The organism is Streptomyces sp. B21-083, from assembly GCF_036898825.1.
Classification (GTDB): domain Bacteria; phylum Actinomycetota; class Actinomycetes; order Streptomycetales; family Streptomycetaceae; genus Streptomyces.
On sequence record NZ_JARUND010000001.1, the window covers coordinates 3,625,252 to 3,644,487 of the forward strand.

Annotated in this window: 22 protein-coding genes and 1 pseudogene; 9 read left to right on the forward strand and 14 right to left on the reverse strand. The window is 69.9% G+C overall.

Annotation, left to right across the window (positions count from 1 at the left end):
- Positions 1-49: 49 nt before the first annotated feature.
- The 4 genes and pseudogenes from QA861_RS16220 to QA861_RS16235 form a co-directional block, all read right to left on the reverse strand.
- Positions 50-1,399 (reverse strand): polysialyltransferase family glycosyltransferase, encoded by a 1,350-nt coding sequence (locus QA861_RS16220; protein WP_334589029.1) that lies wholly within the window; start codon positions 1,397-1,399, stop codon positions 50-52.
- On the reverse strand, positions 1,396-2,382 hold the full coding sequence (locus QA861_RS16225) for a glycosyltransferase family 2 protein (protein ID WP_334589030.1): 987 nt from the start codon (positions 2,380-2,382) through the stop codon (positions 1,396-1,398). Before QA861_RS16225 ends, QA861_RS16220 begins: the two co-directional genes overlap by 4 nt.
- 124 nt (positions 2,383-2,506) lie before the next feature.
- A pseudogene (locus QA861_RS16230) lies at positions 2,507-2,716 on the reverse strand (TetR/AcrR family transcriptional regulator C-terminal domain-containing protein); the annotation flags it as partial.
- 14 nt (positions 2,717-2,730) lie between these two features.
- Entirely contained in the window at positions 2,731-3,309 is a 579-nt protein-coding gene (locus QA861_RS16235) for a Uma2 family endonuclease (protein WP_334589031.1), read from the reverse strand.
- A 365-nt stretch (positions 3,310-3,674) separates the two neighbouring features.
- On the opposite strand from QA861_RS16235, the gene QA861_RS16240 reads away from it, so the two are divergent.
- Positions 3,675-4,517 (forward strand): L,D-transpeptidase family protein, encoded by an 843-nt coding sequence (locus tag QA861_RS16240; protein ID WP_334589032.1) that lies wholly within the window; start codon positions 3,675-3,677, stop codon positions 4,515-4,517.
- 202 nt (positions 4,518-4,719) lie between these two features.
- On the opposite strand, the gene QA861_RS16245 is transcribed toward QA861_RS16240, so the two are convergent.
- The 9 genes from QA861_RS16245 to QA861_RS16285 all read right to left on the reverse strand — a co-directional run bounded on the left by QA861_RS16245 (position 4,720) and on the right by QA861_RS16285 (position 12,302).
- Positions 4,720-5,868, reverse strand: a complete 1,149-nt coding sequence (locus QA861_RS16245) for a hypothetical protein (RefSeq protein ID WP_334589033.1) — start codon at positions 5,866-5,868, stop codon at positions 4,720-4,722.
- Entirely contained in the window at positions 5,868-6,530 is a 663-nt protein-coding gene (locus QA861_RS16250; protein WP_334590584.1) for an RNA polymerase sigma factor, read from the reverse strand. Before QA861_RS16250 ends, QA861_RS16245 begins: the two co-directional genes overlap by 1 nt.
- A gap of 330 nt (positions 6,531-6,860) precedes the next feature.
- Positions 6,861-7,064, reverse strand: a complete 204-nt coding sequence (locus QA861_RS16255; protein ID WP_334589034.1) for a hypothetical protein — start codon at positions 7,062-7,064, stop codon at positions 6,861-6,863.
- Entirely contained in the window at positions 7,061-7,642 is a 582-nt protein-coding gene (locus QA861_RS16260) for an RNA polymerase sigma factor (protein ID WP_334589035.1), read from the reverse strand. The genes QA861_RS16255 and QA861_RS16260 overlap by 4 nt, the downstream gene beginning before the upstream one ends.
- Before the next feature lie 108 nt (positions 7,643-7,750).
- On the reverse strand, positions 7,751-8,155 hold the full coding sequence (locus tag QA861_RS16265; RefSeq protein ID WP_334589036.1) for a hypothetical protein: 405 nt from the start codon (positions 8,153-8,155) through the stop codon (positions 7,751-7,753).
- A 132-nt stretch (positions 8,156-8,287) separates the two neighbouring features.
- On the reverse strand, positions 8,288-8,896 hold the full coding sequence (locus QA861_RS16270) for a hypothetical protein (protein WP_334589038.1): 609 nt from the start codon (positions 8,894-8,896) through the stop codon (positions 8,288-8,290).
- A 76-nt stretch (positions 8,897-8,972) separates the two neighbouring features.
- The gene (locus tag QA861_RS16275) at positions 8,973-9,521 is read right to left on the reverse strand and encodes a hypothetical protein (protein ID WP_334590585.1); all 549 of its coding nucleotides are present in this window, start codon (positions 9,519-9,521) and stop codon (positions 8,973-8,975) included.
- A 94-nt stretch (positions 9,522-9,615) separates the two neighbouring features.
- Positions 9,616-10,449, reverse strand: coding sequence for a DUF4328 domain-containing protein (locus tag QA861_RS16280; RefSeq protein ID WP_334589039.1), 834 nt, complete (start codon positions 10,447-10,449; stop codon positions 9,616-9,618).
- 125 nt (positions 10,450-10,574) lie between these two features.
- Positions 10,575-12,302, reverse strand: a complete 1,728-nt coding sequence (locus tag QA861_RS16285; protein ID WP_443041490.1) for a beta-N-acetylhexosaminidase — start codon at positions 12,300-12,302, stop codon at positions 10,575-10,577.
- 304 nt (positions 12,303-12,606) lie between these two features.
- Here QA861_RS16285 and QA861_RS16290 point away from each other — a divergent pair, with 304 nt between their 5' ends.
- The 8 genes from QA861_RS16290 (at position 12,607) to QA861_RS16325 (ending at position 18,728) form a co-directional block, all read left to right on the forward strand.
- On the forward strand, positions 12,607-13,131 hold the full coding sequence (locus QA861_RS16290) for a 2-oxo-4-hydroxy-4-carboxy-5-ureidoimidazoline decarboxylase (RefSeq protein ID WP_334589040.1): 525 nt from the start codon (positions 12,607-12,609) through the stop codon (positions 13,129-13,131).
- 210 nt (positions 13,132-13,341) lie between these two features.
- Positions 13,342-13,722 (forward strand): succinate dehydrogenase, cytochrome b556 subunit, encoded by a 381-nt coding sequence (gene sdhC / locus QA861_RS16295; RefSeq protein ID WP_334589041.1) that lies wholly within the window; start codon positions 13,342-13,344, stop codon positions 13,720-13,722.
- 5 nt (positions 13,723-13,727) lie between these two features.
- Entirely contained in the window at positions 13,728-14,219 is a 492-nt protein-coding gene (locus QA861_RS16300) for a succinate dehydrogenase hydrophobic membrane anchor subunit (RefSeq protein ID WP_334589042.1), read from the forward strand.
- Positions 14,220-14,252: 33 nt separating this feature from the next.
- Positions 14,253-16,007 (forward strand): succinate dehydrogenase flavoprotein subunit, encoded by a 1,755-nt coding sequence (gene sdhA, locus QA861_RS16305; protein WP_334589043.1) that lies wholly within the window; start codon positions 14,253-14,255, stop codon positions 16,005-16,007.
- Positions 16,007-16,786: a succinate dehydrogenase iron-sulfur subunit gene (locus QA861_RS16310; protein ID WP_334589044.1), complete on the forward strand. Its 780-nt coding sequence runs from the start codon at positions 16,007-16,009 to the stop codon at positions 16,784-16,786. The genes sdhA and QA861_RS16310 overlap by 1 nt, the downstream gene beginning before the upstream one ends.
- Before the next feature lie 124 nt (positions 16,787-16,910).
- Complete coding sequence (locus QA861_RS16315; RefSeq protein WP_334589045.1) at positions 16,911-17,720, forward strand: hypothetical protein; 810 nt, start codon at positions 16,911-16,913, stop codon at positions 17,718-17,720.
- A gap of 45 nt (positions 17,721-17,765) precedes the next feature.
- Complete coding sequence (locus tag QA861_RS16320; protein WP_334589046.1) at positions 17,766-18,029, forward strand: hypothetical protein; 264 nt, start codon at positions 17,766-17,768, stop codon at positions 18,027-18,029.
- A gap of 291 nt (positions 18,030-18,320) precedes the next feature.
- Complete coding sequence (locus tag QA861_RS16325; protein ID WP_334589047.1) at positions 18,321-18,728, forward strand: VOC family protein; 408 nt, start codon at positions 18,321-18,323, stop codon at positions 18,726-18,728.
- Here QA861_RS16325 and QA861_RS16330 read toward each other — a convergent pair.
- On the reverse strand, positions 18,723-19,235 hold the full coding sequence (locus QA861_RS16330; protein ID WP_334589048.1) for a Uma2 family endonuclease: 513 nt from the start codon (positions 19,233-19,235) through the stop codon (positions 18,723-18,725). The two genes, QA861_RS16325 and QA861_RS16330, sit on opposite strands and share 6 nt — an antisense overlap.
- Position 19,236: the final 1 nt, after the last annotated feature.

Sequence of the window (19,236 nt, forward strand, 5' to 3'; positions counted from 1 at the left end):
GGCCCGGAGTCGGAATCCGACTCCGGGCCCTCTCATCTGCCTGTACCCGTCAGGACTGTGCGGCCCTGATCCTCTTCACGACCTTGCGGACCGTCGGGTTGCGCCGCAGCGTCTCCGCGCGGACCGTGCTGCCGCCGGGGAGGCGGAGGCTGGTCAGGCGACGGCGCTTGAAGTAGTGCGCGTTCTCCGACAGATGGACCGACAGCCAGGCGGCGACCTCGTCGCGCAGCTGCGGGTGCTTACGGGACTGCATGCAGTACCCGACCGCCTTCACCAGCGGCGACAGCCGCTCGACGAGCCCGGGGTCGTCGGACGGGGTGCCGATGGCGGACGCGAGATCGCGTTCGGCGTCGGGCAGGGCCGCGTCGATGATGGTGAGCGGGATGCGGTTGCTGTTCTCGTACGGCGTGATGGCGTCGAGGAGCGAGTCCGTGCCGACCCGGGCGACCGGGATGCCGTAGAAGGTCGCGGCGGTCATCAGCGCGGTGGAGAAGCAGCCGATGACGAGCTGCGGCTTCAGATACGCGAACACCGTCTCGGCGAGCACCGGTTCGTTCAGCACGCTCAGATGCACGCCGAGTTCCGTGGCGGCGCTCTGCAGGGACGTGGAGTACGCGGCCGGGGCGCTCGGATGCGGCTTGAACAGGACGGCCGTGTGACCGGCCTTCGCGGCGGCCCGGAGCATCCGGACGTGCAGCTCCTCCTCTTCCTCCTGGGTGATGAGGTTGATGGCGGACAGGTACTGGCCGAGGAGCACGGCCGTCGGACGGTTCTCGGCCGGGATACGGGCGGCCAGGATGTCGACGCCCTGCTCCCCGATCTCGTTGAGCACGCCGACGATCGGCTCGTTGGGGATCGGCACCGGCTCCACGCCGTACTCGGCGAGCAGCAGGGGCCGAAGGCCCGGTATGAGGTCGAGGTGCAGCACCCGCGCGATGCGGCTGCTCATGCCGTGCGGGACGCGGTTGCGAGTGGGGCCGTAGCTCATCAGGCCGTCCGCGTACACATGGATCGGGCTGTCGGCGAAGATCTCGGCGACCGCGCGGGAGGGGTTCGCCTGGATCGACTCGCAGGCGATCTCCACGGGCTCGTCACCGAGGTCCCAGGCCAGGCGTACGGCCTTCTCCCACATGATCGCGTCCTGCGCGCGCGGGGACCAGCCGGCCGGGTGGTGCGGGGAGATGAACTCGTTCCACGAGCGCACCTCGTCGAACTCGGGCCGCAGCTTCTCGAAGCCGGACATCCGGTCGAGCGGGGTGCCCACCTCCGGGATGGCGGCCGTGTTGCTGACGACCAGGATGCGGCGGTGGTCCTCGCGCGGGCCGAAGAGCCCTGCTCGGATGGCGGCCGTGACGGTCGCCGCGGCGTACTGCGTCGCCGAGAAGAAGATCTGGATCATGCCGCGATTCCCTTCATACCGCCGCGCACGCGCCGCAGCAGGTGTACACGCTGCTCGCCCATCCCGATGAGGGCGGCCTGCAGCTCGTCCTCGGTCATCTTGTTCAGGGCGTCGGCGCTCATCTGCCGCAGCTTGGCGGCGGTGGGCCGGTCGAACCGGCTGCGCTGGAGGAGCTGGTGCGCGATGACGACGCAGTAGTTGCGCAGCGCCTTCTTGCGCAGCAGCCCGACCTCGGGGTCGTTCGCCAGTTCGGCGAGTACGAGGTCGAAGGACCGGAAGAAGTCCAGCTGACGGACGTCTCCGATCTGGGTGAGAGAGGTGGTGACTCCCCGGCGGTAGAAGACCCCGCGCAGGCTGGCGACGGCGTAGGACTCGGCCCTGCGGTGCAGGTCCCAGATCCAGGGGCGGTCCTCGGCGGTCTTCAGACCGTCGTGGAAGCGCAGCATGCCCTTGTCGAGGAGGCGGCGGTGGTAGACGCCGGCCCAGGCGTAGGGGTAGTCGACCATCGTGGTGTCGTCGACCGGGAGGATCGAGGTGCGCGGGTCCAGCGGGACGTTCCGGCGGCCCTCGGGGGCCCGGTGGACGGCCCGCTCGATGCCGTTGACCTGGACGTGGTCGGTGCGGACGAAGTCGACGTCGTGGCGCTGGACGGCGTCCACGAGGTCCTTCAGATAGCCCGGGGCCAGCCAGTCGTCACCGTCGAGGAAGGTGAGGTAGGTGCCTTCGGCCGCGTCGATGCCGGTGTTGCGGGCGGTGGCCAGACCGCCGTTGTGCTCGTGCTGGATCACCCTGCCGTGCTTCAGCCGCTTCGTCAGCTCCAGCAACGCCTCGTAGGTCTTGTCCTTCGTCGAGCGGTCCTCGACGAAGATGAACTCGAAGTCGTCCTGGTCGTTGTTGACGAGACTCGTCACTGTGTCCGAGACATAGGTCTCGATGTTGTAACAAGGGACGATGACGGACAGTATCGGGGGACGATTGGTCACGCGCACACCTGGGCTCTCTCAGCTGCAGATTCCGCGACAGTAAGAGGTATTCGGCGCCGCGTGTCAACCCGAACGGGACCGGACAGTGCTCGATGGATGAGGACCGGGCCGAACTCCCAGCGCATCACGACGACTTGCCGTACGTCATCGCGTACGCCGTCCCGATTCCTGCGAGCACCAGCTCCAGCCCTTCCTCGAACTGTCGGTCGTAGTCCTGGAAGACCTCGGCGCCGGCCGCGGCCGACAAGGGAAAGTCTGCCATCCGCCGGGCCCGCTCCTCGACGTCGCACCCCCACCGGCGCTCGCCGGGAAGGGGCTGCGCGGGCGATTCTTCACGGCAGAGGGCCGTCAGCCGTCAAGAAGGGTGTCCACGGAGAGTTCGACGTGAACACCGACAGACTCCGGAACGGGGACGCTCTGGCCCCGCTTGAAGCGCTGCGGGTCTGGATACTTGCCGTCGACCGGGTCGGAGTAGAGGAGCACCTCGCCGTGCTTGCGGTCCGCGATGAGGTAGGCGGGGATGCCGGCCTGTGCGTAGCACTCGACCTTGATGTAGAGGTCGTCGGACCAGTTGGACGAGGAGGTCACTTCGACGACCAGGCGGAAGACGTTCGGAGCGTAGTAGTTCTTCGTGACGTGGGCGTCGCGGAAGTCCTCGTTGACGACCGAGAAGTCAGGGATCGCGAAGTCCTCGGGCAGCGCGGGCAACCAAAGACCCACGCCTTGGACGTACTCGCAGCCCGCCTCAACGATGCCCGCCCGATCAAATTCCCTGCCCAGTTTCGTCAACGACAGCGCATGCGAGCCGTCCGGTGGCGGTGTCACAGTGAGCCTTCCCTGGAGAATCTCCACGCGGTGCCCAGGCAGTGCACGGGAAAGCTGGTCGGCGGCTTCGCTCAACGTCAGCTCGTGTTGCAGTACGGCCACGGCATCCTCCTTTTCAGGGGTCACTCTTCACGAGAGTAACCGGGGGCGTACCTCTTCCGCCCTCGATCACCCCTTAGAGGGAATCGCCCAGGTCGGAAGCCATCCGACGGCACGGGAACCGCGCACACCTCACCCTCGGTCCTCCCGAGCCCTCAGCGCGTCGGGGCTGTACACCGGTTCGACGGGTAGTCCCGGCTGCGACTCGCGGGTCATGGTGGACGGCGGCGCGTAACTTGCCAGTCGCCGTACACGACAACGCAGCGGAGTCCGTCCCCCGAGCAAGTGCGGCAGGCATCGAATCGGCGGGACGGACGGATGGGGGTCAGATGCTGAGCTTCGGGGGGTCCGGCTTGCGTACTACGGACATGCGAAAGGTGATTTTCGTCGTTCTCGCGGCTCTCGCCGTGGGCGGCTGCACGGTGCGGACCACCGATCCGGGCGGTAGCCCTCGGTCGCCCGTGCACATGCAGGTCTCGCACCCGCCCGCCGACGACAAACCCGGCGCCACGGCCACACCGAGGTCGGCACCGACCCCGGCTCCGAGGCCGAAGAAGGCGCCCGCTCCCGCACCGCCCGCCCCCGTCCTCTGGTCGCGCGGGGACAGCGGACGGGACGTGCGTGAGCTGCAGGCGCGGCTGCACCAGGTCGCCTGGCTCTACGACGGGCCGACCGGGTCGTACGACGACCTGACGGAGAACGCCGTCAGGGGCTTCCAGGGCAAGCGCGGGCTGCCCCGCACCGGGAGGACCGACACCGTCACCTGGCAGCGGCTGCTGCGGATGACACACGAACCCGGACAGTGGGAGCTGTATCTGACCGGCGGGCAGCCGGCCGCCTATCCCGACCCGCGCTGCCTCAGGGGCCGGGTGCTGTGCATCAGCAAGTCGAGCCGGACGCTGCGCTGGATGATCGACGGCCGGACCGTGTCGACGGTGGCCGTGCGGTTCGGCAGCCAGTACACGCCGACCAGGGAAGGCGTCTTCAGCGTCTACTGGAAGTCACGGCACCACGTGTCGACGCTCTACGACTCCCCGATGCCCTACGCGATGTTCTTCAGCGGCGGCCAGGCCGTCCACTACTCCGCCGACTTCGCGGCCCGCGGCTACGGCGGCGCCTCGCACGGCTGCGTGAACGTCCGGGACGAGACGGCCATCGCCGCGATCTTCGCCGAGGTGAGCACCGGCGACAAGGTCGTCATCTATTGGTGAGCCTGCGGCGGCGAGGGGGTGTTCGGGGCGCGGACGGGACCGGGGGAACGTGTCCCGCCCGCGCCAGGTGCACGAGCCGAAGGTACGGGGGGAACCCCCGGCTCTGTGCGAGGAACCGATGACCAGTCGGCTCACTGTCTACTGCGCCGACGCCGCCGAAAGTGTCACACCCGGCCCCGCGAGAAGGCGGGAGTGAGGGTGGTCAGGTGGCCGTCGGCAGCGGCAGGGCGCCGTACGAGGGGGCGGCGGCCGGGGCCGGGTCGTTCTGGGGTCTGTGCGATCCGCGCGCGGCGAAGGACGTCGGTGTGGGAGTCGGCCTCGTCGCGGCACGTCCGCCGTGGCTGCCGCCGTTGCCATTGCCATTGCCGTGGCCGTTTCCACCGCCGCCGCCGTTGCTGTTGCCGCCGGCGCCGTTCCCCTTGCCACCGTTGTCACCGGCGCCGTTCTGGCCGCCCTCGGCGCCGGTGTCTCCCTTGCCCGACCCGGTGCCTGTACCCGTTCCCGTGTCGGCGTTCGAGTGGACGCCCGGATCGTCCTTCAGGGCGGTCTCGCAGTACTGCGGCACCTTCTTGACACCCTTGGCCGCCTTCTCCAGGGCCCGGCTGCGCTCCGCCTCCAGCTTCTTGCCGCTGCGCATGTCGCGGCAGGACGAGGCGAGTCCGCCCCGCCGGCCGCCGGGCAGGCCCATGTCGGAGCGGGACCCGTGGCCCCCGTCCGCCGGGCCCTTCCTGCTCTCCTCGGGTTCCGGGGAACCGTTGCCGAAGGAACCCCCGGGCGCGCCGCCGGGTCTGAGGGACGGGACGCTTCTGCCCCGGGTGCCGTCCGGCGACGGCGAGGCCAGCATGGGGTCGCGCGACTCGGCGGCCGAGACGGTGGCGGTGGGGCGGCCGGGCTCGTCGCCGCGGAAAGGGTTCGGCAGGACGCCGACACCGGCGGCCATCGCGACCGAACCGGCCATACCGGCGGCCAGCGCGGCACCGAGCCCCAGCCGCAGGGGGCGGCCCCAGCGGGCCGCGCGGACGCCCCTCCGGTGGGAGGCACCGGAACGCCCGGCCCCTCCTACGCGTACGAGGCCCATGTCGGATCCCATGTCCGACGCGGGTGCGACGGCGGTGAGGTCCGGGGCCGGGCGCGCCTTGCGGAAGGCGGCCAGCGCCGCGGCCTCGCCGGGGAGTTCGGCGCCGCTCCGCGGGGGGTCCACGGAGAGCGCGCCCAGGGTCTTGGCGAGCCGCTCCGCCCGGTCGCGGGCCTCGGGGCCCGCGGACGTCAGTGAAGCCTCCAGCGGCTCCCCGCTCAGCAGGCGTTCCGCCGCAGCGCGGTCCAGCCACCTGTACCGGTCGTCGTCGGCCATCACATGTCCTTCTGCGTCCGCGAACGCGTATGCGTCACACCGGCCGACGTCACCGCACGTCCGTGCGGTTCCCGTGGGGGTGGCAGCGCGTCGAGCGCGGCGGTCGCGTCCGGGTCCTCCCCGAGCAACTCCGCGAGCCGCCGCAGACCGCGGTGCGCCGCCGTGCGTACGGCTCCGGGGCGTTTGCCGAGGGTCTCGGCGGCGGTCTTGGCGTCGAGGCCGACGACCACCCGCAGGACGACGGCCTCGGCCTGGTCCTGCGGCAACCGGGCGATGAGGGAGAGGGTGCTGTCGGTGGCCAGCGACTCCATGGCCTCGCCCGCCGTGTCGGAGTCGGCGGCCCGGCCGGACAGCTCGGTCTCGTCGCCGCCTATGGCGGGGCGGCGTCCGCGCATCCGTACGTGGTCCAGGGCACGGTTACGGGCTATCCGCGCGGCCCAGCCCCGGAACCGGTCCGCGTCCCCGCTGAACCGGTCCAGGTCACGGGCGATCTGCAGCCAGGCCTCGGACGTCACGTCCTCGGCGTCGGGGTCGCCGACCAGCGTCCGCACGTATCCGAGCAGCCGTGGGTGCACCGCGCGGTACACAGTCCGGAACGCGGTCTCGTCCCCAGCCTGTGCCGCAAGCACCGCGGTGGTCAGCTCCGCGTCGTCCCCCTGCACCACACCTCTTTGCACCTGAACCGGCGCCGCTCTGGCGGAGCTGGTTCTCGCCGTCGTGGTTCTCCATGAATGGCCGCGGTCCCAGGCCTCGGTGGACGTGGGTGCCCGACGTCGCAGCCTGTAACGAAAGGCACGTTACGGCGTGAAAGCGCTCCTCGTCCATGTCCGTACAAACGTGCAACCGACTCGTGACGGAGTGACGGTGTGACAGAAACAGCACGCACGGCGCTGTAGGAGATACGGGCCGCCGCGCGGCCCGTGCCGCGCGACGGCCGGGGCCTCTCCTGTGGGGGGTGGCGGCTCCGGCCGTCTCCGCGACGGCGGCCCCGGTCACCGCCAGTCGTCCCGGCGCCGGGTGCGGGTCACCTTGTGCGCGCCGGAGTCCCGGGCCGCGAGAAACGCGGTGACCGCCCTCCGTTCCGCGTCACCGGTGATGTCCTCGTCCCGGGAGCGTTCGCGCAGGACGGCGGCGAGCAGTCCCGCCAGGCGCGGGCGGCCCCGCCTCCGGCTGCCGGTCATGTCGTCGCCGTTCATGTCGGTTCCCCCAGCTGCCGGGCGAGGCGTTTCAGTCCCCGGTGTGCCGCCGTGCGTACCGCGCCGGGGCGTTTGCCGAGGACGCGGGCGGCGGCGGGGGCGTCGAGGCCGACGACCACGCGGAGCAGGACCGCCTCGGCCTGGTCGCGCGGGAGCCCGGCGATCAGCCCGAGGGCGTACTCCGTGGAGAGGGTCTCCAGTGCCTGGTCGGCGGTGCTGTGCGGGCCGGGCAGGTCGAGTACGTCCTGTTCGAGCGCCGTTCCCTGAGGCCTCACCCGTCTTCGGCGCAGCAGGTCGAGGGCGCGGTGGCGGGCGATGGTCGCCGTCCAGCCGCGGAAACCGGGGCCGTCACCCCTGAACCGGCCCAGGTCGCGGGAGATCTCCAGCCAGGTGTCGGACGCCACGTCCTCCGCCTCGTCGCCGACGAGCCCCCGCAGATAGCCGAGGAGTCCGGGCTGGACCAGCCGGTACGCGACCGCGAAGGCGGCCTCGTCCCCGTCCTGGGCCCGCGCGACCGCGTCGCCCAACTGCTCGTCGTACAGCTGTACACGGCGGGGTTCCCGTCGTCCCTGACCCAAGCGCTGTCCTCGTCCGTAACGGCGTATCGAGTGCGAGTGCGGGTTCGACTCCCCGTCCCCATGGGCATCTGCGTCGCCCGGCACGGAAACGTCACTGCTCGACGGGGTTCAGATCGCCGTGGCGTCCCGGCACAGCAGTCGCAGCGAACCGTGGCCGGCGAAACAGCGGCGGGCTTCGTCGGCGGGGTCCCACAACCGTCCGTCGGCCGTGCGGATCCAGTGCCCGCCGTCCGCCTCCAGCCACTCCGCGCCGCCCTCGGTCCGGCGCACGATCACCTCGCCCGCGTACGCCCCGAAGCCGCGCAGCACCGACTCCACGGCGGCGTACGGCGTCTGCTCGCGGCGGAGTTCCTCGATCATCCGGTCGACGCGCCACAGGCTCTGGGTCGAGTAGTCGAGGCGCAGCCGCGCGCCCTCGCGCATCGTCGCGACGGTGTCGGCGGCCCAGCGCACGGGTTTGGCGGCGGCCTGCGGGCGGGCTGGTGCTCGGTGTGCTGCTCGGTGTGCGGTCACAGTCCAGGAAAGCGCGCAGGTGGCGATCGGTGTCACCCGATTCCGGCGGCTGACGGGGATCAGCGCGGGACCGCCCCACGTCCACCCCAGGACGACCACAGGAAAGCCACAGGGCTCACCCTCCTTTGAGGGTCACGCCCGTCCCCGTGCCCGTCGCGACACCACCGCGCGCAGCACGCGCCGCCCCTCCGTCGACACCGCCAGCGCCTGCCGCAGTCCGCCGGAACCGTGCCCGGCGAGCAGTTCCAGGACGGTGATCTGCCGCCGCAGTTCGGCCGCCACGAGGGGCGACATGCCCTCCGTGGCGCCCGCGCGGTAGGACTCGACCGAGGACGGACCGGTGGCGGAGGCGGCGGAAGCGGCGGAGGCGTCCAGGAGTTGGTGGATGCGGAGGGCGGCGACGGAGCAGGCGTCGGCCCATTCGCGCACTCCGGCCGCGGACCGGACGGCGGGGGCGGCGGCGAGCATCCACCGGGCGAGGAGGGCGGCCTCACCCTCGGGGGAGAGCGCGGGGGCGGGGGCTGGGGCGTCCGGTCCGCCGTCGGTGTCGAGCTTGGCGCGGGCCTGTTCCAGACGGGTCGCCCAGTCCTCCGCGTCGCTGCCGTCGGCAAGGCCGGCCCACAGGGGGCGCAGGATCTCGTCGTCCCCTCCCAGGAGGGACACGCACCGATCCAAACAAGCCAGTCCGCCGGCTGTCAGGGCACGCTCGTCGGCATCGGCGATCAGTTCCACCAGGCTCATGCAGGCATCCCCTCCCAGGGCGCCATCCCTTACGGAGCCCGTACTCTCCCCTACTGCGTGCAACGTACCCGGAGCGTCACAGAGGCAGAACGCCGAGCCGGTCGAGGAACCTGAAGAACAGGTTTTCGGCCAACGGGTCGGGTTCCGAAGTCAGTACGTCCAGAAGCGGCCCGGCGTTCACGGTGTGGCCGGCCTCGGCCGCCCAGTCGACCGCGCGTTCGGCCGCGTCGCCGGGTTCGAGGAAGTAGTCGTCGAGGGTGAGCGTGAGCCCCTCGTCCGATTCATCCGACCCGTTCTCCCCGTCGTCGCCCTGCCCGGCGCCCAGGTATCCGGCCATGGCGTCGCGCGCCAGACAGGTGGTCCACGCCCCGCTCTCGGGCGCCGCCGCCTCCAGCACCACGCAGTGGCTGTCCATGACGTACCCGAAGAGCGCGGGCGCGCCGGTCTCCAGGGCGAGGGTGTTCATGCTGCCGATGTCGGCGCCGCCGCTCGGGTACTCCCACACCTGCCAGCCGTCGTCGCGCCGTTCGCGCGAGGTCAGCCCGTCGCGCACCGCACGCAGCGCGTCGGTCTCGGCGAGCGGCCGCGCGCTCCTGCCCACGATCAAGTAGCCCCAGTAACCCAATGCCATCCCCCTGGCCTTTTGGTTCTGCTCGCACTGCCCGCGCCGAATACACCACAGACAGCGGCGGGTTGGCCAGGGATCCGACAATCGGACGTCAGACGCCCACGGAGGCGGGGCCCTGCAGGGCCTTCTCGTGCTGCATACGGGTCAGCCGGAGCACGACGAGGATCGCGAGCACGGCTGCCACCAGGTCGACGGCGTCGGAGAAGAGCACCTGGCCGGTGGCGTCCTGGATCTCCTCTGCCGTGTCGGCCCGGTCGTACGCTCTGGACCCGAAACTGTCGGTGAAGAGCGCGATGAGCCACAGCGTCCACCAGGCGTTGACGAGTGCGTGCGAGGCGCGGGTTCCGGCGGCGCTGCTCGCGTCCCAGATGTCCAGCATGATCCGGCGCGGGAACCACAGGCAGACGACCGGCACGAACCAGCCCCAGCCCGCCCAGCCGCGCTTCATGCTGTGCCCGAACGGATCGAACACCTCGGCGTTGACCCGCACGCGCAGGAACCAGACGAGGTAGAAGACGGCCGTCGCGACGAAGGTCACCGTCTGCGCGACCCCGGCGGCGGCGTAGAGCGTGTCCGCGTGGTCGGCGCGGCGCATGAGGGCGTTGTAACCGCCGACGCCGAGGCCGTCGTCCGCGAGGGAGCCCATCGCGTCGTACATGGTGAGGCCGGCGTAGACGGAGAAGAGGTCGGCGGCGAGGACCACGCCGAGCATCACGGCGACGGCCTTGCCGAGTCCGACCGGCGAACGCAGCCAGGCCGGTCCGTGCGGCTGGACGACGGGCCCGGTGGGCGCGGTCGGCGGCGAGAGCACGGGCTGGGACACGAACGTGCGCCCGGACGTGGGCTCGTCGGCGGCGTCGGCGCAGTCCCAGCACAGGCCCTCGGGTGAAGCGGCCGTGGACAGCTTGCAGTGCTTGCACAACATACGGATCCCCCGGAAACGAGAAAGCGGGCGCCGCCCCTCCCCAGGGCCACGCCCGACAGACAGACGAATACATGTACTAGTCGTGCGGAACCTATGGCGCACCGGGCCCGTACGTCCACCCCGTTTCAGCCCAACCTTCCCGCCAGCTTCCTGAAGTCGGTCCAGGACAGGGGCGGCTGGGCGCGGGGGTCCCACAGCTTCTGCACGGTCGCCCGCAGCGGCATCCGTATCCCGGCGGCCACCTGGTTCTGTGTCTGCGATCCGGCGAGGTCGCACCAGACGGCGAAGACCCCGCCGAGTATCTGCCCGTCGTACGCCGAGGAGACGGCCGTACTGCCGCGCAGCACCCGGGGCGTCCACTGCTTGTAGATCCGCTCGCCGGTGGGGTAGACGAAGGTGTTCGGCTGCCCGAGCACGTAGTAGAGGTACTCGTCGTTGTAGTTGACGACCTTGCGGCCGGCGCTCAGATACCCGGCCGGCTGCCGGGCGCCGATCTCCTTGCCGGTCCAGTAGGCGACCTGGATGTTCTTGCCCGGCTGCACGGAACTCGACTGGTAGAAGCCGTCGTTCCAGGCGCGCATGGCTGTCCGGCCGTGGGCGCGGACAGTGGCGGCCCGGTCGTTGAGCCAGCCCGTAGCGAGGTCGGAGACACCGGCGCCGGACCCGTACTTCTGGGCGGCCGCGGCGGCGAGCTGGGGGTAGGAGGTCGCCGGACTGGAGACCGTCAGGGCCCGGTACTCGTCGCCGCCCAGGTTCCAGGACGCGCCGGGGAAGAGGTCGGCGTACTCGCCCAGCAGATCGTCGACGATCTTCGCGGACTCCGGCTTGGAGATGTCGATCGCCCCGCGGGCCGGCGTGCCCTGCGCGTTTCTCAGCTGGAGGTCGGGGTGGGCGGCGAGGACCGCGCCGAGGTGCCCCGGGCTGTCGATCTCGGGTACGACGGTGATGTGGCGGCTCGCGGCGAGGGCGACGATGCCGCGGACCTCGGCCTTGGTGAGGTGGTCGCTGGACACGATCTCCGGGTGGGTGTCGGAGGCGATCCGGAAGCCCTGGTCGTCGGAGAAGTGCAGGCCCAGCTCGTTGAACTTGAGGTCGCCCAGCTCACGGACGCGGTCCTTGATCCACGACGCCGTGAAGGGCTTGCGGGCGATGTCCAGCATGAACCCGCGCTGCGCCTTGGCCGGCCGGTCGCGCACGACGCCCTCGGGGGCGGTGCTCCCGCCGCTCACCTCCTGCTTGAGGGTGCGGGTGCCGTAGAAGACGCCGGCTTCGGCGGGGCCGGCGACGGTGACGCGGCCGTTGGTGACGGTGAGGGTGTAGGACTCGGGGCCCTTCGCGGCCTGACCCGGGTCCAGCTTGAGCTGGACGTCCCCGGCACGCGGGGCGGCCGTCCCGCCGTACGTCATCCTCAGCTCACCGGCGAGCAGCTTCCCCTCGTCGGCGAGTGCGCCGGCGCCGACGACCACCCGGGACGCCGACGCTGGGCGCCAGCCCGGACCCCGGGCGGGTATGTGCTCGCGTACGGCGGGGATGGTGCGGGGCGTCTTGGAGAGCGGGTAGACGCGGGCCGGAGACGGGGAGGGCGGGGCGGGGGCCTGGGCGCGGGACGAGGTGGACGGGGAGCTGGCCGCCCCGGCCGCGTCCGAGGAACGCGCGGCGCCGGTCGACGCGATGTCACTGCCGGCGCCGGTGTCGGGGCCCGCGTCGCCGACCGGCCAGAGGGCGACGGTCACGCCCACCGCACCGGCCGCCACGAGAACACCGGCCCCGAGAAGCAACCCGGGCCCCTGCCCGTACGTCTTCCTCCCCAGACCCCGTTTCCGCTCGGGAGCCCGACGCCTGCGCCCGGTCACCGGTCTCCACCTGCCCGAGCCTCACGTATCGCCCGCATGCCACGCACCTCCTGATTCGCCTCCACCTCTGAAACCTACGACCGCACCCCACCGAAGTGGTCCACCGTACGTTCCGAAACTCTCCCGTTCGGGTGAAATTCAGACGTCCGTCGGACAGCTACTGACCACTTCTCGATAATGTGAGCGGTACTTCTCTCACACTCGTCCCACGCTTCTCCCGCACATCTCCCCACCCGCCTCCCCAGAACACCGAGGACTCACGCTGTCCGCGCACCGTCTTCCCCACCTCTCCGGCCCGCTCGCCATGCCGGCCCAGACGCGCGCCGAGTCCCCCTCTCCTACGCCGCCGAGCCTGGAGCGGTTCAACACCGAGCCCGCCGAGGACATCGAGCGCACGCTCCTCAGCTGCCTGCACAGCCTCCGCTGGGCCCGCCGCCTCACGGACCACCGCCCCTACCCCGACCTGGACTCCCTGCTCGCCGCAGCGGACGAGGCGGCGTACGACCTGACCCCGGGCGACCTCTCCGAGGCCCTGGCCGCCGAGGCTCTGCCGGCGCTGCCTGACGGGGTGTACTCGGCGGCCCACATGGCCCTGGGGGCGGCGCATGCGGCGTACGAGAGCCGATTCGGCCACGTGTTCGTCATCTGCGTCGACCACATTTCCCCGGACGAGGCCCTCAACCAGGTCCTGTCAGGCATCCGGTCACGTCTGACGAACGATCCGGAGGAGGAACGGGTGGTCGCGGCAGAGGAACTCCGGCGCCTGGCAAGAAAACGGCTGGCGAGTCACCTCAGGGGCGCGGGGAACTGCGCGACCAGCCGCAACTGACCCGCACCCGGCGAAACAACCGCAAGCACCTCCCCCAGTAGCCGCACGCAGTAGCCCGTACGAGCCTGTTTGATCACATCGGTAGGCCCGCTGTAAGCGTTCCGACAACACGTCGCTACGATGGCCAGGGCCGGTGGACCGTACCCGGCCGGGCCCGTCCGACACCCGAAGCCGGCGCGGCTCCAGATCCCCGCTCCCGGAGGGTTTTCCGTGCCGGCTGGAACGCTGTACCGCGGCCGGGAAGGAATGTGGTCCTGGGTGGCTCATCGAGTCACCGGCGTCCTCATCTTCTTCTTCCTGTTCGTACACGTCCTGGACACCGCTCTCGTCCGTGTCTCCCCCGAGGCATACGACGGCGTCGTGGCCACGTACAAGAACCCGATCGTCGCCGTGCTGGAGTACGGCCTCGTCGCCGCCATCCTCTTCCACGCGCTCAACGGCCTCCGCGTCATCGCCGTCGACTTCTGGTCGAAGGGCCCGCGCTTCCAGAAGCAGATGCTGTGGACCGTCGTCGGCCTGTGGATCGTGCTGATGATCGGGGCGATCTACCCCGTCCTCGGCCACGCCGCTCGTGAACTGTTCGGGAGCTGACCCACATGGCGACGACTGAAACCACCGCCTCGGGCATCGGCCCCGTCGAAGGCGCGGGCACGTATCCGGGCTACGACGCCGACAACCCGGCGCCCCTGATCGAGGCCCCGCGCAAGCGCACCAAGAAGACCCCGAAGTCCACCCGTGGCAACTTCGAGATGTACGGCTGGCTGTTCATGCGGCTGTCCGGCATCGTCCTGGTCGTGCTGGTCCTGGGCCACCTCCTCATCCAGCTGGTGCTGGACGGCGGCGTCTCCAAGATCGGCTTCGCCTTCGTGGCCGGCCGCTGGGCCTCCCCGTTCTGGCAGGTCTGGGACCTGCTGATGCTGTGGCTGGCGATGCTGCACGGCGCCAACGGCCTGCGCACCGTCATCAACGACTACGCGGAGCGCGCGAACACCCGGCTGTGGCTCAAGGGCCTGCTCTACACCGCCACGGTGTTCACGATCCTGCTGGGCACGCTGGTGATCTTCACCTTCGACCCGAACATCCGCTAGGCCACCGGGTCACAAGGGGCTGAGGTAATTCTGATGAAGATCCACAAGTACGACACCGTCATCGTCGGCGCGGGCGGCGCCGGCATGCGCGCGGCCATCGAGTCGACGAAGCGCAGCCGTACCGCCGTACTGACGAAGCTCTACCCGACCAGGTCCCACACGGGCGCCGCGCAGGGCGGTATGGCCGCCGCGCTCGCCAACGTGGAGGAGGACAACTGGGAGTGGCACACCTTCGACACGATCAAGGGCGGTGACTACCTGGTCGACCAGGACGCCGCCGAGATCCTGGCGAAGGAGGCCATCGACTCGGTCCTCGACCTGGAGAAGATGGGCCTGCCGTTCAACCGGACGCCCAACGGGACGATCGACCAGCGCCGCTTCGGCGGTCACAGCCGCAACCACGGCGAGGCGCCGGTCCGCCGGTCCTGCTACGCGGCCGACCGCACCGGTCACATGATCCTCCAGACGCTGTACCAGAACTGTGTGAAAGAGGGCGTGGAGTTCTTCAACGAGTTCTACGTCCTCGACCAGCTGATCGTCGAGATCGACGGCGTGAAGCGGTCCGCGGGCGTCATCGCCTACGAACTCGCCACCGGTGAGATCCACGTCTTCCAGGCGAAGGCCGTGATCTACGCGTCCGGCGGCACCGGCAAGTTCTTCAAGGTGACGTCGAACGCCCACACGCTCACGGGTGACGGCCAGGCGGCGGTCTACCGTCGCGGGCTACCGCTGGAGGACATGGAGTTCTTCCAGTTCCACCCGACCGGCATCTGGCGCATGGGCATCCTGCTGACGGAGGGCGCCCGTGGTGAGGGCGGCATCCTCCGCAACAAGGACGGCGAGCGCTTCATGGAGAAGTACGCGCCGGTGATGAAGGACCTGGCGTCGCGTGACGTCGTGTCCCGCTCCATCTACACGGAGATCCGCGAGGGACGCGGCTGCGGACCCGAGGGCGACCACGTCTACCTCGACCTCACCCATCTCCCGCCGGAGCAGCTGGACGCCAAGCTGCCCGACATCACCGAGTTCGCGCGCACCTACCTCGGTATCGAGCCGTACACGGACCCGATCCCGATCCAGCCCACCGCGCACTACGCGATGGGCGGCATCCCGACCAACGTCCAGGGTGAGGTGCTCTCCGACAACACGACGGTGGTACCGGGCCTGTACGCGGCCGGCGAGGTCGCGTGTGTGTCGGTGCACGGCGCCAACCGTCTGGGCACGAACAGCCTCCTGGACATCAACGTGTTCGGGAAGCGGGCCGGTATCGCGGCGGCGGAGTACAGCCAGAAGGCCGACTTCGTCGAACTCCCCGAGAACCCGGCGGAGTTGGTGGTCTCCCAGGTGGAGCGCCTGCGTGAGTCCACGGGCACGGAGCGGGTCGCCGCGCTGCGTCTGGAGCTGCAGGAGTGCATGGACGCCAACGTGATGGTGTTCCGTACCGAGCAGACGATCAAGACGGCGGTGGAGAAGATCGCGGAGCTGCGCGAGCGCTACCGCAACGTCTCGATCCAGGACAAGGGCCGGCGCTTCAACACCGACCTCCTGGAGGCCATCGAGCTGGGCAACCTGCTCGACCTGGCCGAGGTCATGGCGGTCTCCGCGCTGGCCCGCAAGGAGTCGCGCGGCGGTCACTACCGCGAGGACTACCCGACCCGCGACGACGTCAACTTCATGCGCCACACCATGGCGTACCGCGAGGTGGGCGACGACGGCACCGAGTCCATCCGTCTCGACTACAAGCCGGTCGTCCAGACCCGCTACCAGCCGATGGAGCGTAAGTACTGATGGCAACCCCTGTTCTGGACAAGGCGGAAGCGGCCGGCGAGCCCGAGCCCGGCTTCGCCGACTCCCCGTACATCACGGTCACCTTCCGCATCCGCCGCTTCAACCCGGAGCTGGCGGCCGAGGCGGTCTGGGAAGACTTCCAGCTGGAGATCGACCCCAAGGAGCGCGTCCTCGACGCCCTCCACAAGATCAAGTGGGACCAGGACGGTTCGCTGACGTTCCGTCGCTCCTGCGCGCACGGCATCTGCGGTTCGGACGCCATGCGGATCAACGGCAAGAACCGTCTTGCCTGCAAGACCCTGATCAAGGACATCAACCCCGCCAAGCCGATCACGGTCGAGGCCATCAAGGGCCTGACGGTCCTGAAGGACCTCGTCGTCGACATGGAGCCGTTCTTCCAGGCGTACCGCGATGTGATGCCCTTCCTCATCACGAAGGACACCAACGAGCCGACGCGCGAGCGCTTCCAGACTGCGGAGGACCGGGAACGGTTCGACGACACCACGAAGTGCATCCTGTGCGCGGCGTGCACGTCGTCGTGCCCGGTCTTCTGGAACGACGGCCAGTACTTCGGCCCGGCCGCGATCGTCAACGCCCACCGCTTCATCTTCGACTCGCGTGACGAGGCCGGCGAGCAGCGGCTGGAGATCCTGAACGACCGTGACGGTGTCTGGCGCTGCCGGACGACGTTCAACTGCACGGACGCGTGCCCTCGCGGCATCGAGGTCACGAAGGCGATCCAGGAAGTGAAGCGGGCGCTGATCACGCGCCGGTTCTGATCTTCCGGTGTTGTTGAGTTCACCCGAGGGCCCTGTTTCTGCGGATGCGGAAACAGGGCCCTCGGGCGTTTCGGCCCGTCTGCACCATTAGGAACTCGGTCAACTCCCGTTACAGACTGGGCACATGACCATCCTGAGGAAATCGATCGCAGCACTGTCGGCCGCCGCGGCAATGGCTGCCACGCTGCTCGCGATACCCCCCACCGCCTCGGCAACCTCGGCAACTCCCGCGCACGGAACAGTGTTTGGCCAACGGCCCCTCGCACGCGAGAACTTCGACCACCTTCCGCTCGGCCCGGTCACCGCAGGCCACGGCTGGACGACGGACACCTCCAACGGCACCCTGACCATCGCCCGCAGCTCGACCGGCAAGGGCCGCGAACTCCGTGTCCATACGGAGGGCAACGGCCGCGCCTTCCTCGTCTTCCCCGACCTCGCCCCGCCCGGCAACAGCTACTGGGCCCGCCTGCGCCTACGCCTGGACGCCGTCCCCACGGCCCCCGACTGGGCCCACTGGACGGCCGCGGAGGCCTCCGGCTCCGACTCCCCCACCCTCGTACGCCCGTTGGGCGGTCAGTACGCCCCCACGGACAAGGGCAACTTCTGGGGCGTCGGTTCCGACCTGGGTCTCACGGGCGACTGGACGTCATGGAAGACGTCGGCCCCGGCGGTCGCGGGTAGTTGGAGTTGCGTGGAGTTCCATCTGGACGCCGCTGACAACCGGGTCACGGTGTACTTCGACGGGGTCGAGCAGTCGGACCTGACGGTCGACACCAAGCACCACGGCGGCGCCCAGGACTCCGACTTCGTCTTCCCGACGTTCGACAAGCTGAAGCTGGGCTGGCAGCTGTACCAGGCCAACCCGTCGCCGTCGTCGTACGACGTGCGGATGGACGACGTGGTGGTGAGTTCGCGGCGTACGGGCGGGTGTTGAGTCGGAGCACCCCGGACCGGATACCTGTCACGCCTCGCCGACAACATGGAGTCGGCCCAACTCGGCCTGGCCGGTGAACTCGTTCAGGAGGCACAGCACACTCTGGACGGGCGCCGGTGGACTCCTGGCGAACTACACCTGCTGGCAGTCCAGTTGACCGAGGCATTGACGAACATTCACCGGATCGCGGTGAGCCGGGGTGCCTGCCTGCCCGCGCCCGCCTACGACGACCTTGACACCCTGGACCTGGACGACCTGGAGACCGGGGACGAGGAGCGGGACAGCCCCGGTCCCGTCCCGCTCGACTGACCGCCCATCACGATCTCCCGCTTGGGCGGGCGCCCGCCGCACCCGGCCGGATCGGGCCGCAGCGGAAATCCCCGGGAAGCCATGGCTCTCCGGGGACTTTCACTGCCTGCCGTCAGGCGCCCTTGGGCCGACCCTTCTGGCGGAGATCCTCGACGCCGGACAGTCGAAGCCGACTCTCTGATCAGCACCTCCCGGTCAGCGCACCCTGACCAGCACGGCCCGGTCACGGCCTCCCCCGTTCGCCTCACCCGCCTCCCCCGATTCCGCCGACCATCCCCTTACCCTGACGCCATGTCAGATGACGAGTCGTACGAACTGCTCGGGTTCGACAACGTGCTGCTGCCTGTCGGGGATCTCGGGGAGGCGGTCGACTTCTACGAGCGGGCCGGGTTCGGTGTCAACGCCCGGCTCGACGAGGCCGGGATCGCCGTGCTGAAGGTCGGCGCGGAGACTCCTGGATTGTTGCTGCGCGTCGAGGAAGCTCTCGGGCACCGGTCGCCGCCGTGGGCCTCGCCCCGGATCTGGCTTGAGGTGCCGGATGCCAAGGCCGCGTTCCGCGCCATGTCCGCGGCCGGGATCACCCCGCTCGACACCCCGCTCTCCGTGGCCACGGGCTGGACCGTCGAGATCGCGGATCCGTGGGGGAACGTCATCGGGTTCACGGACTACACGAAGCGGCCGGAGCTGGCACGTTCATGAGCCCGGCCGGCGGTTGACTGCCGTCAGGTCGATCTCGATCTCGTACGGCACCGCGACCTTCAGGCGGTCGCGGAGGATGCCGGTGAGCATGTACGTCTTCGTGGCCGGGTCGCGCTCGTAGACGTACACGACCGGCGGGCCCTCCTCGCCGTCCGCCTCGACCCGCCAGAAATGTGGGTCTCCTGCCGCCGCGTACTTGCGGGGCTTGCCCTCGCGGTCGCGTTCCAGTGTGTCGGCGGCGACGACCTCGACGACAAGGGCGACGCCCTCCGGTTCGTACCAGGTCTGGTCCGGGCCTGTGTTCGCGGTCCGCTCAAGCAGGCGCAGCGTGCGGGTGTGGAAGCGCGTCTGTCCCGCTCGTCCCGCGTGCTCACAGCCTCCCCCTTCGGCTCCTTCAGACAGAACCCCGTCGGCGGAACAACGCAGCCAACCCAGCCCAGTTACTGCTTGAACGTGTTCAAAAATAGGTCTACAGTCTCCTCCGTAAGCACTTTTGAACGCGTTCAAG